General features: G+C 53.0%; 15 protein-coding genes and 1 pseudogene. 14 read left to right on the forward strand and 2 right to left on the reverse strand.

Translation table 11 applies throughout. The features are described from left to right. Nucleotides 1-18: 18 nt before the first annotated feature. The 5 genes from NSQ51_RS05010 to NSQ51_RS05030 all read left to right on the forward strand — a co-directional run bounded on the left by NSQ51_RS05010 (nt 19) and on the right by NSQ51_RS05030 (nt 5,104). On the forward strand, nt 19-669 hold the full coding sequence (locus NSQ51_RS05010) for a glycoside hydrolase domain-containing protein (RefSeq protein WP_049624538.1): 651 nt from the start codon (nt 19-21) through the stop codon (nt 667-669). 171 nt (nt 670-840) lie between these two features. Continuing rightward, nucleotides 841-924 (forward strand): hypothetical protein, encoded by an 84-nt coding sequence (locus NSQ51_RS05015; RefSeq protein WP_339240690.1) that lies wholly within the window; start codon nt 841-843, stop codon nt 922-924. Nucleotides 925-1,047: 123 nt separating this feature from the next. Next, entirely contained in the window at nt 1,048-2,676 is a 1,629-nt protein-coding gene (locus NSQ51_RS05020; protein WP_049624539.1) for a diguanylate cyclase, read from the forward strand. Nucleotides 2,677-2,795: 119 nt separating this feature from the next. Beyond that, on the forward strand, nt 2,796-3,698 hold the full coding sequence (locus NSQ51_RS05025; protein WP_233434048.1) for a HEAT repeat domain-containing protein: 903 nt from the start codon (nt 2,796-2,798) through the stop codon (nt 3,696-3,698). Next, a complete protein-coding gene (locus NSQ51_RS05030; protein ID WP_121649922.1) occupies nt 3,695-5,104 on the forward strand; it encodes a glycosyltransferase in 1,410 nt (469 codons plus the stop codon). Before NSQ51_RS05025 ends, NSQ51_RS05030 begins: the two co-directional genes overlap by 4 nt. Before the next feature lie 304 nt (nt 5,105-5,408). On the opposite strand, the gene NSQ51_RS05035 is transcribed toward NSQ51_RS05030, so the two are convergent. Both NSQ51_RS05035 and NSQ51_RS05040 read right to left on the reverse strand, forming a co-directional pair. After that, complete coding sequence (locus tag NSQ51_RS05035; protein WP_121649921.1) at nt 5,409-5,843, reverse strand: YkyB family protein; 435 nt, start codon at nt 5,841-5,843, stop codon at nt 5,409-5,411. Nucleotides 5,844-5,911: 68 nt separating this feature from the next. Beyond that, on the reverse strand, nt 5,912-6,781 hold the full coding sequence (locus NSQ51_RS05040; protein ID WP_033016235.1) for a metallophosphoesterase: 870 nt from the start codon (nt 6,779-6,781) through the stop codon (nt 5,912-5,914). 149 nt (nt 6,782-6,930) lie between these two features. Here NSQ51_RS05040 and fadH point away from each other — a divergent pair. The 9 genes and pseudogenes from fadH (at nt 6,931) to NSQ51_RS05085 (ending at nt 13,391) form a co-directional block, all read left to right on the forward strand. Continuing rightward, a pseudogene (fadH, locus tag NSQ51_RS05045) lies at nt 6,931-7,697 on the forward strand (2,4-dienoyl-CoA reductase). Nucleotides 7,698-7,912: 215 nt separating this feature from the next. Continuing rightward, nucleotides 7,913-9,130 carry an EAL-associated domain-containing protein gene (locus tag NSQ51_RS05050; RefSeq protein WP_049624555.1) on the forward strand — a complete coding sequence of 406 codons (1,218 nt, stop codon included), beginning with the start codon at nt 7,913-7,915 and terminating at the stop codon, nt 9,128-9,130. 48 nt (nt 9,131-9,178) lie between these two features. Continuing rightward, nucleotides 9,179-9,412, forward strand: a complete 234-nt coding sequence (locus tag NSQ51_RS05055) for a hypothetical protein (RefSeq protein ID WP_033016232.1) — start codon at nt 9,179-9,181, stop codon at nt 9,410-9,412. 116 nt (nt 9,413-9,528) lie between these two features. After that, on the forward strand, nt 9,529-9,726 hold the full coding sequence (gene abbA / locus NSQ51_RS05060; RefSeq protein ID WP_033016231.1) for an antirepressor AbbA: 198 nt from the start codon (nt 9,529-9,531) through the stop codon (nt 9,724-9,726). Nucleotides 9,727-9,829: 103 nt separating this feature from the next. Then, nucleotides 9,830-10,288, forward strand: coding sequence for a cyclic-di-AMP-binding protein CbpB (gene cbpB, locus NSQ51_RS05065; RefSeq protein ID WP_049624543.1), 459 nt, complete (start codon nt 9,830-9,832; stop codon nt 10,286-10,288). A gap of 72 nt (nt 10,289-10,360) precedes the next feature. Continuing rightward, entirely contained in the window at nt 10,361-11,071 is a 711-nt protein-coding gene (gene dapD / locus NSQ51_RS05070; protein WP_033016226.1) for a 2,3,4,5-tetrahydropyridine-2,6-dicarboxylate N-acetyltransferase, read from the forward strand. 57 nt (nt 11,072-11,128) lie between these two features. Next, the gene (locus tag NSQ51_RS05075; protein ID WP_033016225.1) at nt 11,129-12,262 is read left to right on the forward strand and encodes an N-acetyldiaminopimelate deacetylase; all 1,134 of its coding nucleotides are present in this window, start codon (nt 11,129-11,131) and stop codon (nt 12,260-12,262) included. Between the two features lie 54 nt (nt 12,263-12,316). Then, nucleotides 12,317-12,559, forward strand: a complete 243-nt coding sequence (locus tag NSQ51_RS05080) for a YkuS family protein (RefSeq protein WP_033016221.1) — start codon at nt 12,317-12,319, stop codon at nt 12,557-12,559. Nucleotides 12,560-12,728: 169 nt separating this feature from the next. Further along, a complete protein-coding gene (locus NSQ51_RS05085) occupies nt 12,729-13,391 on the forward strand; it encodes a TrkA family potassium uptake protein (protein WP_011230552.1) in 663 nt (220 codons plus the stop codon). The last annotated feature ends 60 nt before the right edge of the window (nt 13,392-13,451 follow it).

A 13,451-nucleotide genomic window follows, 5' to 3' on the forward strand; every position in this document is an offset into this window, starting at 1 on the left:
CGCGAAGGAGGGGAACCGATGGCAAGAGGAGTGTGGGGCGTCGACTCGGCGCAAGCCGTAACGGATCAGCTGTTTCAATGCGTGCGGACGGAGCTTGGCTATCCGAAATTTTGGGGCCGTTATTTGTCGGAAGTGCCGAACGTGTCCGAAGGGTTGACACGCGACGAGATCGCCCGCATCCGCAGCTATGGCGTGAAGGTGCTGCCGATTTATAACGCCTTCCGCGAAGCGGTCGGCTATGCGAACGGTCAGGTGGCGGCGCGCAACGCGGTGTTCCATGCGCGGCGGCTCGGCATTCCGAAAAATAAACTGCTGTTTGCCAACATCGAAGACTTTTTCGCTGTGGATGCCGTTTGGATCGCTGCTTGGGTGGAAACGCTCTATCCGACCGGATACCGGCCGGGGCTGTACGCGGACCCGACGAAAGGGGATTTCGCCGTTGCCTATTGCGAGGCGGTCAGCCGGAACAACCAAGTGGCGGTGCAGGCGGTCATTTGGAGCGCCGCACCAAGGCCGGGAACGACGAAAGAGCAGAAAGCGCCGCGCTATCAGCCGGCTGCCCCGCCTTGCAGCGCGAATGTCTGGGTGTGGCAGTACGGGCGTGATGCAGAAGTCTGTCCGGTTGACACGAATTTAGCTGACCGACGCCTATTGGACTTTTTGTATTGAACAAAGCCGTTGCAAAAAGGCAGCGGCTTTTTTATGCGGCTGGGAAATTGTTGGCTGTTGCGCGTCTTTTCTTTTAATTTTTTTTGCGGCTCTTCACCACAAGTTGTACTTGAGATTTTAAGATAGGTATGCATAGGGAAAATAGAGGGGACAAATAACAAGATCAAGCTGATGAAACGTGGGGGATACGGATACAGAAATATCCAGCGTTTTGCATGGCGGGTCCGGCTAGAAACAGCTAACATACTTTCATGACAGGTACAAGTACAACTTTTGGTGATGAACCTTTTTTGCTTGGATCGATTATATTAGTAATAGAAAAAAGGAGGATGTCAGTCGGTTGGGGAAAACGGAACGATGATCGAAAGGAGAGGGAATATGGATCGATCTGTCGCCTCACTGTTGGACCGCATCCATGAACAATACGAACGATGGAGGACGGGATCGCCGCTTGACGGTGTGGAATTGGCCCGATTTTTCAATGCTGTCGGCCGGACGGCGGCGGTGATTGGCCTTAGCGACATCGCTGCTGAAGCAGAGCGGCTCATTCACCGGTTGAACGGCCAAACGGAACGGCAATGGACAGCGGAGGAGGCGCTGATGGAGATGGTTCCTCTCCTTCGCTGCTTCTATGAAGCCGGGGAAGCGTCTTCTGCCACCATTCCCTCTTCGCACCGCCAAGGGCCGGAAGCAGCTATTCTCCTCTGTGGAAATGATCCCCTGTTTTTTGCTTACGTCCGCGGCGCCCTGCAAACCGTGCCATGGCGTTTCACGACGATTCCCTCCCTTGAGCAGGCGGCCGCGTCGATGTTTCGTCTCAGCCCGGATTGCATCATCGTCAGCGTGAAGGAGGGAGAGTGGGAGAATCCGGACTTGACGGTTTTGCTTGAGCGCGCCGGACAGCGCCCCTATCTTCCTGTTGTCATTGTGAGGAGAGACGAGGGCAAAGAGGGGCGGTTGAAAGGTTATGAGCTTGGCGCGGATGATGTCATCACCACCCCAGCGGCAGATGAGCTGTTCGTTCGCGTTCGCCGGCTCATTGAAAAAAAACGAAAAATCGATGACCTTGTGCTCATTGACGAATTGACAGGTGTGTATAACCGGAAGTATTTGCCGCGGGTATACGCCCGCCTTCGGAGCGACCTCGAGCGTTACGGAGCGTCAAGCTGTTTGGCGTTGCTTGATTTGGACCATTTCAAACAAGTCAATGACCGTTTCGGCCACCTTGCAGGCGATGCGGTATTGCAAAAGCTGGCTGCCTTTTTGCGCCAACATACACGTGGAGTGGATACCGTCGTTCGCTTTGGGGGCGAAGAGTTTGTCGTTTGGCTGGCCAAAACGTCCAAAAGCGAGGCTCGTGCAGTGCTTGAGCGGCTGCAACGCCAGTTCGCCGCCGAAAAAATCGCGGCGGATGGCGCACTTCTATCATGTACGTTTTCCGCCGGCCTGGTTGAGTGTGATGAACCGGATCGGCCGCTTGACTATTGGCTGCGTCTGGCCGACAAGGCGCTGTATGCGGCGAAACGAGGCGGTGGCAATCGGATCGAAGAGGCGGCGCGTGAGAAAAGCGGTTCTTCGGATGAGGCCCCAAGCCAAGCATCAACGGATCGGCGGCGATGGGCGATTGCCATCGTAGACGACGATGAACTCGTGCGGATGATGATTGCTGATCTTGTCCGCAAGCTCGTCAATGAGCAGGGGAGGAAAGCGGACATTTACGAGTTTGGCGACGGCCTTTCGTTTCTCGAATCTCCGTTTTATCAAAGCGGGCGGCAATCTGTCGTCATTTTGGATCGGGTGATGCCAAAAATGGACGGCCTTGAGGTGTTGAACCGCCTCCGTCAAGAGCGAAAGCCATACAAGGTGATGATGCTGACGTCGCGCCAAGATGAGCGGGATATTGCCCATGCGCTGAACCGAGGAGCGGACGAATATGTGACAAAGCCGTTTAAATGGCTTGAGCTTGAGGCGCGGCTGCGCCGGTTGTTGAAGGAGTTGGAGGAGTGATGGCGCTTTTTTCTGCCTTATCCGCAACGATTGTTTTCCTTGCACTGTTAGTAAACTTATTTCTCTATTTGGTGGTGCGAAAAGGGAGGGAAAATAGACGCCAGGCAGAGATCAGGGCTTTGAAAAAGCGGCTCCATCTTCCGCTGTTTCGTCATGTGATCGGCGAAGAGGAAGAGCTGCCGTTGCCGTCTTCGCCGCTTGAGCGTGAGGCGATGATGGAGCTCCTTGACCATTTCGCTTCGCTCTTGAAAGGCGAACAGGTGCAGGAGAGAATCCGAACATTGGCGGAAAAGCATTTTCAAGGATGGCTGCGCCGCTGGTTGTCAAGTCGGGATTGGAGCGAGCGGATGAACGCACTGTTTTTGATAGAGGATTTGCAGATGAAGGCGATGTTGCTGGAGATGGAGCGATTGTACCGCTCCGACCGGGTGACGAGAGGAGAAGAAGAAAAACTGTTGACAATTTTTGCCCGATTTGACTATAGCCCAGTGGTGACCTACGTGCTTGAGCCGAAATACGAATTGACCGAGTTTGCGTACCGAGTTATTTTTGGCCATATGAGCGAGCGGCTGCTTCGACAGGTGGAACAGCGATTTGATGAACTGACGCGGGCGGGGAAGTGCGCGTTCGTGGATATGATCGGCATCCGCCGGCGCGAGGAGCGGTCGTTTTTGCTGGAGCTGTTGGCATCCGATGAGTCGGAACTTCGCGTTCGCGCGCTCAAGGCGATGGCGGAAATCGGCATGCCGCTTGAAGCGGAGAGGCTCAAGCAGCATTTGTGCTCCTCCCATTGGCAAGAGCGGCTGATGGCTGCCCGCCTGGCGGGAAAATGCCGCGAAGAGCGGCTTCTTCCGTTGCTGTATGAGCGGCTTAGCGACCGTTCATTTGTTGTTCGTTCCGAAGCCGCCGCGGCCATCGCGCGTCTGCCGGGAGGCCGAACGGCGTTGCGCGCCGCGGCGCGCACAGCATCGGATCGTTATGCTCGTGATATGGCGAGGCAGTGGCTTGGAGGAGGAGAATGATAGTGGAAGCGTGGCGTTCGTTTCTTTGGGTCGCAGGACATATTGTACTGATTTACATGGTCATCGTTCTTCTTTTTTATGCCTTTTTGCTTGTTGTCTCGTTCATCCATTTGCGCCGCATTCATCGTCTTGATGACTGGGAGCCGTATGAAGAGCTGCTCGATGCGAGCTATGCCAAACCGGTGTCCATTCTTGTTCCCGCTTATAATGAGGAAGCGGGCATCGTCGGCTCGGTGCGGTCGCTGCTGGCTATTGAATATCCTGAGTACGAGGTCATTGTCATTAACGATGGATCGACTGACAAAACGCTTGAACGGCTGATTGAGCATTTTCATTTGCAGCTGGTCTATCGCGTCATTCGCCACCAGCTGGACGCAAAGGAAATTAAGGCGGTTTATCAGTCGCTTAATTATCCCCATTTGTTTGTGCTGGATAAAGAAAACGGTGGGAAAGCGGATGCGTTGAACGCGGGAATCAACGCTTCTCGCTATCCATACATTTGCACGATTGACGGCGATTCGGTTTTGGAGCGGCGCGCGTTTTTGAAAGTGATGAAACCAATGCTTGAGTCCGACGGGGAGATCATCGCTTCTGGAGGAAGCGTCCACATCGCCAATGGCTGCCGGATTGAACGCGGTGAAATCGTCAAGGTCGGTTTGTCGCGGCGGCCGCTCGTCATTATGCAAACGATTGAATATTTGCGTGCGTTTTTGCTCGGCCGTCTCGGCTTAAGCCGCCATAACTTGCTGCTCATCGTTTCTGGGGCATTCGGCGTTTTTTTCAAGCCGTGGGTGATCGAAGCAGGCGGGTATGCGGATACGGCCGGCGAGGATATGGAACTTGTCGTGCGTCTGCACCGGCTGGCGCGTGAAAAAAACGAGGAGAAAAAAATCATCTATATCCCCGACCCGGTTTGCTGGACGGAAGCACCGGAAACGTATGGCGATTTGCGGAGGCAGCGGCGACGCTGGCATCGCGGGCTTTTGGAAAGCTTATGGATGCATCGATCGATGCTGTTCAATCCAAAATATGGCTCAATCGGCCTTCTTTCGCTGCCGTATTTTTGGTTCATTGAGCTTCTTGGTCCGATCGTTGAATTGATGGGCTATATTGTCGTTGTTTTCTCCTTATTTCTCGGAAACTTGTACGTCGAATTCGCTCTTTTGTTGCTGACGGTTTCGGTTTTGTACGGTTCGCTGTTATCAGCAGTAGCCGTCTTGCTTGAAGAGTGGACTGAGCGGAAGTTCCCGAGCATCTCTGATTTCGTGAAGCTGTTTTTCTTCGCGTTGACCGAGACGTTTTGGTACCGTCCGCTTACCGCTTGGTGGCGGTGCGAAGGGGTGATCGATGCCATTCGTCGAAAAAAACAATGGGGAAGCATAAAGAGGAAAGGGGTCTCAGCGTAGCCGACAGAACAGCGGCTGGCTTATTTGTTTTAGAAGGCCGGTGATTGAACAGGAAAGGCGGCCCAATCATGTTTCTCCTCAAATGGAGAAGCCTTACGGATATTGTTCTCCTCTTCATTCGAGAATCATCAATTTAGGGAAAATGGTTGCTTTTCACCGCCTCTTAGTGCAGCGAAAACGAGAGGGGACTTTCATTGCAAGACAGGGTGGGCGAAAAAGCAGGTTGAAGCAAAAGAGACATCGATGCCCCTGTTGCCGACCCGGCGCTAAGATGTGCCCACTGTTGAAAAAAACCGGCGTCCGCTTAATAGCGGTCGCCGAGCCGTTTAAATACGGGTCTTGTCAGCCGTTTCGGCTTTTGTTCCGGTTTTTCCTTCAGTCCGGTGTAGGCGATGAGAATGGCTTTTGCCTCTGACAGCGGCATCCGAGCTGGAGGGTTGCGGTATGAATCGTTGAGAGAGCCAAGGTGCGGAAGGACGGCGAAATCTTGTTTTGTCGGTGGGATGTGGAAGTAGTAGTCGCCGACGGCGACAAGCACGTCGGATTGCTGTTGGCTGTATCTCGGATTGCGGGAAAAATGGAGGCCCACTTTTTTCGCCTTGCCCTCCTCAAGCAGCTTCTCGATCGCTTTTTTCTTCAGAAGATAAAGAAACGAAGGGTTCAATGCTGTTTTGGCATGGCGGTTGACGGTAAAAATCGCTTTGGCAATATTGTCGACCGTCAATTGCACCGGTTTCATCGGCATGTCTCCTTTTTTCTTTCTATTATAACATAGGAAGCGGTGTTGTTGCCCGTTTTGTCCTACTTCTATCCGGGGGTAAGCGAAAAAACGGTCAACTCCGGCGGAGCGAAGAAGCGAAGCGGCACCCTTGTTGTGCCAAGGCCGCGGTTGACGTACAACAAGAGTCCGCCGACGTGGTAAAACCCTTCATAATACCGCTCAGACAACGGCGGCGTGATGAGCGGTCCGATAAACGGCAACTGAATTTGCCCACCATGGCTATGGCCGGACAGCTGCACGTGAATCGGGAGGCGGGATGTTTCCAAGGCGCCGTCCGGTTCATGGACGAGGGCGATCGTATATGTCGCCCGAGGAATGCCGTTCGTCATTTTCGACCAGTCCGGGCGTCCGAGCATCATATCGTCGCTGCCAGCGATGGCGATCGCGTGTTGGCCGCGGCGGATAAGCGCATGCTCGTTGACGAGGACGCGAAACCCAGCCCGCTCCATCAACCGGCGGTAAATGTCTGTTCCGTAACCGCCATGATCATGGTTGCCGTAGACACTGAATTTTCCAAGCGGGGCCCGAAGGCGGGCGAGCGCTTCGGCGACCGCTTCTGTGTGCGGGTATCGGTTCGCCTCATGGAGCAGATCGCCGGTGAAGACGATCAAATCCGGCTCTAGCTTGTTAATTTGATCGATCACCTGGTCAAAGCGCTTTAATCCATAGTAATGACCGAGATGAAGGTCGCTGAATTGCAGCATCGTTGCGCCGGCAAACGACTTCGGGATGAGCGGGTGCGACAATGTATGGCGCGTTACAGACACGCAGGCCGGCTCGATCCAGCGGGCATAGCTGTACGCGGCCGTTGTGGCCAATGCGGCGGCTAGGCCGGTGCGCGCCAGCTTTTTTAAAAATGTGCGTCGGCTCATTTTTGCTGTCTCAATATGGTGCATCGTTCCGTCTGTCCTTTCATAAGCAGAATTATTATAACAAAAAACGGAAGATGAGGACAAGTAGAGAAAAAATAATGTTCGAATATTCAACCTTTTTATGATATGATGAAAAATGAATGAATCATCAGTCATGTTAGGGGGGAGAGAAAATGAATGGAAAAGTTGTGATCATGACAGGCGGATCAAGCGGCATGGGCAAATATATGGCCAAGCGTTTTGTTTCCGAAGGGGCGAACGTTGTCATTACCGGAAGGAGAGCCGATGTGCTGGAAGAGGCAAAGCGAGAAATTGCTGCGCCTGATGGGGGGCGCGTGCTCACCGTGCCGATGGATGTGCGCAATCCGGATCAAGTCGCCGAGATGGTGGGACAGGCCGATGCGGAGTTTGGCCGCATCGATGCTTTGGTGAACAATGCGGCCGGCAACTTTATTTGCCCGGCGGAAAAGTTGTCGATCAACGGCTGGAACAGCGTCATTAACATTGTGTTAAACGGCACGTTCTACTGCAGCCGGGAAGTCGGCAACTATTGGATTCAGCGCGGCCTGAAAGGAAATATCCTCAACATTATTGCGACGTACGCCTGGCACGCTGGCGCCGGGGTCATTCATTCAGCGAGCGCCAAGGCTGGAGTGCTGGCAATGACGCGCACGCTTGCTGTGGAATGAGGAAAAAGTACGGCTTCCGCGTCAATGCGATCGCTCCCGGGCCGATTGAGCGGACCGGCGGGGCAGAGCGGCTTTGGGAATCAGAGGAAGCAGAGCGGATGACGTTGGAAAGCGTGCCGCTCGGGCGGCTCGGGACGCCGGAAGAAATCGTGGCGGTCGCTTCGTTTTTGCTTTCAGATGAAGCCGCTTACATTAACGGCGCTTGCATCACAGTTGACGGCGGCCAATGGCTGAACCGGCGGCCGTTTTAATCAAATTTGCCATAAAGCAAGATGGTCCTCACCCAAAAGGGATTGCAGGCGGTATTTCTTCATTTATCGCAGGCAACCGGCTCATTGCACGCAACGGCCTTTGTCACAAGTGGATTCCCTGCTGCTAGGGGAGCCGCTTTTTTACGAGTCAGGAACGATTGGGCAATTATGCTATAATAAAGGCAAAGATGGTCGATGGGGATGAGGTGAACACGATGGATGCATTAGACGTGGTGGCCAACTTGCCGCAAGTGATTCCGCACTATCAACCGATTTTCAGCGCCGATGAGCATGGGGTCGTCGGCTATGAAGTGCTCGGTCGGTTTCAAACGGAAACAGGGCCGGTCAGCCTTGGGCCGTTTTTTCACGATGAAACCATTCCAGAAGAATTTCGCATCGAAGTGGATGATGTAATCACGAAAAAAGCGCTCGATTATTTTTTGGCGCTTGCGGATCAGACGCCGCTCATTTTTTTTAACCGCGACGCCAATTTGTTGATGCTCGATCGCGGCGAGTCGTTTTTGCAGCTGCTTCTTGCCTATGAGGCGAAAGGACTGGCGCTTGGCCGCATCGTATTAGAAATTAACGAGCAACATTTTAAAGGGGATGTTGATCAGCTCAACCATTTATTGACATACATCCGTACGTACGGTGTGAAAGTGGCGGTCGACAACATCGCTGAACATAGCATCAACTTGGAGCGGATCGGGGTGTTGTCGCCTGACATTTTAAAAATCGATTTGCATGAATTGCGAAAAGCGTCCGTTCATCAGGCATACCAAGGAATCGTCCATTCCATCTCGCTGTTGGCCCGCAAAATCGGGGCGACGCTTTTGTACGAAGATATTGAAACATCCTTTCAACTTCAGTACGCTTGGCGGCATGGCGGCCGCTACTACCAAGGGTATTATTTGGCGAAGCCCGGACCGGAAGCCGTGCCGCGCGATTTGTTGAAAGACTTGCTGCGCCAGGAATGCCATCGCTTCATCCAGCAAGAAAAGAAAAAACTTGAAACGCTGTACCATATTTCTGAACAGTTTCAGCAGCGAATCACGGCGTTGCTTGGCAAATACAAAAAAGCAGGCAATTTCAACGAACTCATTTCATCGCTGGCGGCCGAGCTCGATGACGTTTGTTTCCGCATTTACGTTTGCGATGAGGACGGCTTCCAGCAGTCGGGCAACATGTTCAAGCGCGGCGGCCGCTGGGAGCTCGAACACGAATATTACATGAAAAACTGGAGCTGGCGGCCATATTTTTTGGAAAACATCATTCGCATGCGCTCGCGTCGGCGGGGGATTTTATCGGATTTGTACACAGACATTGAAACCGGGGAGACGATCCGGACGTATTCGTATCCGATCGATGAGCGCCACTATTTGTTTATCGACTTGTCCTACAGCTATTTGTTTGAACATGACGCCCATTATTGACCGTATAAAATCGCCGCGTTGCGGCAAAGTAAGCATGAGGTGAAACTTATGGCACAGCTCACTTTTGTGTTATCTGCCCTCTCTGTACTGATCGCAGTCATCGGCTTCGTCTATACAGTCCGCCTCGGCCGCCAGCAGCGCTGGCAAGGAGAGCTTGACGGACCAGTTCCGAAAACGGTGCAAGAGCATGCGTATATGCGCAACCCGATGCTGCTCGCTTACGTATTGGCTACTTTGCTCGCTATTTTTGCGATCGGTTATTTGGCGCTGCGCTATTATTGAAAAGGCCATCCGTCTGGACGGCCTTTTTGATTGTCCGGAAATGGCGCTTTTTTTCGCGACTTTTTCCCGCCGCCGATGAATATATATGAAGCGGAAAGGGCAAAGGGGGAATGAAGATGGGGAAGCGGCTGCCGCTTCAGCTGTCGGGCGAGGAAGCGACACTGTTGCTCGAGGTGATGTTTAGCCAGCAGTACGCGCTGGAACTCGTCCGTTCTGAGCTGGAGGATATTGAAAACGGAGATAAAGAGGCCGATGAACAGAGATACCGGCAGCTGCTGCGTTTGTATGACCGGCTGCTGACCGAGGAAGGATAAAAACAAAGCTGATGCTATCGCTTGTAAGGAAGCGATAGTCTTTTTTATGGTATCATACAGGTGGAGAGGAGAAGATGCATACAGAGAAAGGCGGAACGGATGTATGAGCTTATTTGCAAATGAGGAATGGGCGAACATGACTGTCAAGTCATTTTTGATTCCAGCTGACAAAGTAGCGCACGTTCAAGTGGGCAATTATTTGGATCATGCGATGCTCGTCCTGACGAAAACCGGCTACTCGGCGATTCCGGTGCTTGATACGTCGTACAAGCTGCATGGGCTGATTGGCATGACGATGATTATGGATGCGATTTTAGGGGTGGAGCGCATCGAGTTTGAACGGATCGAGACGATGAAGGTCGAAGAAGTGATGAACCGAAACATTCCGCGCCTGCGGCTTGACGACCGGCTTTGGAAAGCGGTAGGGCTCATCGTTAACCATCCGTTTGTGTGCGTTGAGAACGAGGATGGCTATTTTGAAGGGATTTTTACCCGCCGCGAAATATTGAAGCAATTGAATAAACAGCTGAGGCGGTCGAATCAGGGCCGAAAACTTTTATGAATTGATGCTTGTCACCAACATCTTTGTTTTGCTAAAGTAAAAAAGAATACAGCATGAAGGAGGAAATCGCCGATGAAGATGATGGACGCCAATGAGATCATTTCGTTTATTCAAAACAGCAAAAAATCGACACCGGTTAAAGTATACATAAAAGGGGAACTCGAAGGCATCGATTTCGGCCCGAGCGCGAAACCGTTCATCACCGGAAACACCGGGGTCGTGTTTGGCGAATGGCAAGACATTCAAGCCACAATCGCGGCGAATCAAGACAAAATCGAGGACTACGTCGTCGAGAACGACCGTCGCAACTCGGCCATTCCGCTGTTGGACTTAAAAGGAATCAAGGCGCGCATCGAGCCGGGCGCCATTATCCGCGACCATGTGGAAATCGGCGACAACGCCGTGATCATGATGGGAGCGGTCATCAACATCGGTGCGGTTGTCGGTGAAGGAACGATGATCGACATGAATGCGGTGCTCGGCGGCCGGGCGACGGTCGGAAAAAACTGCCATATTGGCGCCGGAGCGGTGTTGGCCGGAGTCATTGAGCCGCCATCGGCGAAGCCGGTGATCGTTGAAGACGATGTCCTTGTCGGTGCGAATGCTGTCATTTTGGAAGGCGTCACCGTCGGCAAAGGGGCGGTCGTCGCCGCCGGGGCGGTCGTCGTCGAGGATGTGCCGCCGTATACCGTTGTCGCCGGCGTGCCGGCGCGCGTTATTAAGCAAATCGACGAACAAACGAGAGCGAAAACGGAAATTAAACAAGAGCTTCGCCAGTTATAATGACGGGAAAAAAGCTGTCCGCTCACGGGGCAGCTTTTTTCCAATGGAGGAGAGAGGATGGAAGCGATCAGCCCATTTGTCGCCATTCGACGCGACTTGCATAAAATTCCCGAGCTCGGGTTTCAAGAGTTTAAAACACAGCAATATTTGCTTCACTATATTCGGTCGCTGCCGCAAGAGCGGCTTCAAGTCCGGACATGGAAAACCGGGATTTTTGTCAAAGTCAACGGAACATCGCCGCAAAAAACGATTGGCTACCGCGCCGATATAGACGGGCTGCCGATCCGCGAGGAGACCGGTTTGCCGTACCGCTCTGAACATGAAGGGTGCATGCATGCGTGCGGCCACGATGTGCATATGAGCATCGCTCTTGGCGTGCTCACCCATTTCGCACATCATCCGATTCAAGATGACTTGCTGTTTATTTTCCAGCCGGCCGAGGAAGGGCCGGGCGGGGCGAAGCCGATGATGGAAAGCGACATCATGCAGGAATGGAGGCCGGATATGATCGTCGCCTTGCATATCGCCCCGGAATATCCGGTCGGCACTATCGCGACGAAAGAAGGACTGTTGTTTGCCAATACATCGGAGCTGTTTATCGATTTAAAAGGAAAAGGCGGACATGCAGCCTTTCCCCATTTGGCGAACGATATGGTCGTCGCTGCCTGCACACTCGTCGTTCAGCTGCAGTCGATCGTCGCCCGCAACGTTGATCCGCTCGACAGCGCCGTCATTACGATCGGGAAAATTGCCGGGGGGACAGTGCAAAACGTCATCGCCGAACATGCCCGGCTCGAGGGAACGATCCGGACGCTGTCGCCTGCGGCTATGGAAGTTGTCAAGCGGCGGATTGAGGCGATTGTGCGCGGAATCGAAGTGGCCTACGAATGCGAGGCGGCGATCGATTACGGCGCCATGTACTACCAAGTGTACAACGATCCGGCGCTGACAGCGGAATTTATGCGGTTTGCCGAAGCGCATCCCGGTATGAACGTCATTCGCTGCAAAGAGGCGATGACCGGTGAAGATTTTGGCTATATGCTGGCGGAAATCCCGGGATTGATGTTTTGGCTCGGCGTGGATTCGCCCCATGGGTTGCACCATGCAAAGCTCACCCCAAATGAAGAGGCCATTGACCGGGCGATCGCCTTTTTAATTGATTATTTTTCATGGAAAGGGAACGCCGAATGAAGTATAGTTCCACCTCCATCAAGACACATTATGTATATGAGGAGGTGGAGTGTGATGGCGAAAATCGGTGTTGAGCAATCGCTGACCGACGTGCAGGAGGCATTGAGAGAAAGAGGGTATGAGGTTGTTCCGCTTGGCGGGGAACAAGATGCCCGGGGCTGCGACTGCTGCGTCATTACCGGCCTGGACGCCAATATCGTCGGCATTCACAACATCGTCACGTCCGGTCCGGTCATTGAAGCGAGCGGGCTTACCGCAGAAGAGATTTGCCAAAAAGTCGAAGAAAAACTTCGCTGATGACGAACGTTCGGGCTGTGTGCGCTGGCAGCCCGCTTTTGGGTGAAATGGCAAAATCGCATAGCGTAAAGGAATGGTGGAAAAGGAACGAAGAACGTTTTCGTTTCTTTTTCTTTTTTTGCTAAAATAAGGGGAGAAACAATGCTTGATCAACGATGGAGGAGTGTCAATGAAAAAGAAACAGTTTGCCGTCATCGGCCTCGGGCGCTTTGGCGGCAGCATCTGCCGGACGCTGAGCGAACAAGGGATGGAAGTATTGGCCATCGATATTGATGAAGACCGGGTAAACGAATTTGCGTCGATCGCTTCACACGCCGTCGTCGGCGACACGACCGATGAAAACGTGCTGAAAAGTTTAGGCATCCGCAACTTCGACCATGTCATTGTCGCGATCGGCGACAACATCCAGGCGAGCATTTTGACGACCCTGATTTTAAAAGAGCTCGGCGTCAACCATATTACGGTCAAGGCAACGAACGATTACCATGAGAAAGTGCTGAAAAAAATCGGCGCTGACCAAATCGTGCATCCAGAACGGGACATGGGCGAGCGGATCGCCCACAACTTGATTTCCAACAACGTCCTAGATTATCTGGAGCTGTCGGACAAATACAGCATTGTCGAAATCGTGGCAAGCGAGCGGCTTGACGGCCATTCGCTTTTGGAGCTTGACATCCGCGCCCGCTATGGCATCAACATCGTCGCCATCAAGCGTGGAACAAGCGTCATCGTCTCCCCGCTCGCCTCGGAAATCATCCGCAAAGGCGACGTGTTGGTCGTCATCGGCGCTGACAGCGACATTGACCGGTTTGAGGAAAAAGTGGTCGGTTGACGGCTGGCAGGCGGCCTGTGCATGATGATGACGGAAAAAGGGCATCCTTTTGCAAGGACG

Source organism: Geobacillus sp. FSL K6-0789 (assembly GCF_038593135.1).
Classification (GTDB): domain Bacteria; phylum Bacillota; class Bacilli; order Bacillales; family Anoxybacillaceae; genus Geobacillus; species Geobacillus stearothermophilus.

What these genes read in the sequence shown, in the direction of transcription:
- NSQ51_RS05010 (WP_049624538.1), top strand. Translation starts at nt 19, where the DNA reads ATGGCAAGAGGAGTGTGGGGCGTCGACTCGGCGCAAGCCGTAACGGAT.
- NSQ51_RS05015 (WP_339240690.1), top strand. Translation starts at nt 841, where the DNA reads ATGAAACGTGGGGGATACGGATACAGAAATATCCAGCGTTTTGCATGG.
- NSQ51_RS05020 (WP_049624539.1), top strand. Translation starts at nt 1,048, where the DNA reads ATGGATCGATCTGTCGCCTCACTGTTGGACCGCATCCATGAACAATAC.
- NSQ51_RS05030 (WP_121649922.1), top strand. Translation starts at nt 3,695, where the DNA reads ATGATAGTGGAAGCGTGGCGTTCGTTTCTTTGGGTCGCAGGACATATT.
- NSQ51_RS05035 (WP_121649921.1), bottom strand. Translation starts at nt 5,843, where the DNA reads ATGAAACCGGTGCAATTGACGGTCGACAATATTGCCAAAGCGATTTTT.
- NSQ51_RS05040 (WP_033016235.1), bottom strand. Translation starts at nt 6,781, where the DNA reads ATGCACCATATTGAGACAGCAAAAATGAGCCGACGCACATTTTTAAAA.
- NSQ51_RS05050 (WP_049624555.1), top strand. Translation starts at nt 7,913, where the DNA reads ATGGATGCATTAGACGTGGTGGCCAACTTGCCGCAAGTGATTCCGCAC.
- NSQ51_RS05055 (WP_033016232.1), top strand. Translation starts at nt 9,179, where the DNA reads ATGGCACAGCTCACTTTTGTGTTATCTGCCCTCTCTGTACTGATCGCA.
- abbA (WP_033016231.1), top strand. Translation starts at nt 9,529, where the DNA reads ATGGGGAAGCGGCTGCCGCTTCAGCTGTCGGGCGAGGAAGCGACACTG.
- cbpB (WP_049624543.1), top strand. Translation starts at nt 9,830, where the DNA reads ATGAGCTTATTTGCAAATGAGGAATGGGCGAACATGACTGTCAAGTCA.
- dapD (WP_033016226.1), top strand. Translation starts at nt 10,361, where the DNA reads ATGAAGATGATGGACGCCAATGAGATCATTTCGTTTATTCAAAACAGC.
- NSQ51_RS05075 (WP_033016225.1), top strand. Translation starts at nt 11,129, where the DNA reads ATGGAAGCGATCAGCCCATTTGTCGCCATTCGACGCGACTTGCATAAA.
- NSQ51_RS05080 (WP_033016221.1), top strand. Translation starts at nt 12,317, where the DNA reads ATGGCGAAAATCGGTGTTGAGCAATCGCTGACCGACGTGCAGGAGGCA.
- NSQ51_RS05085 (WP_011230552.1), top strand. Translation starts at nt 12,729, where the DNA reads ATGAAAAAGAAACAGTTTGCCGTCATCGGCCTCGGGCGCTTTGGCGGC.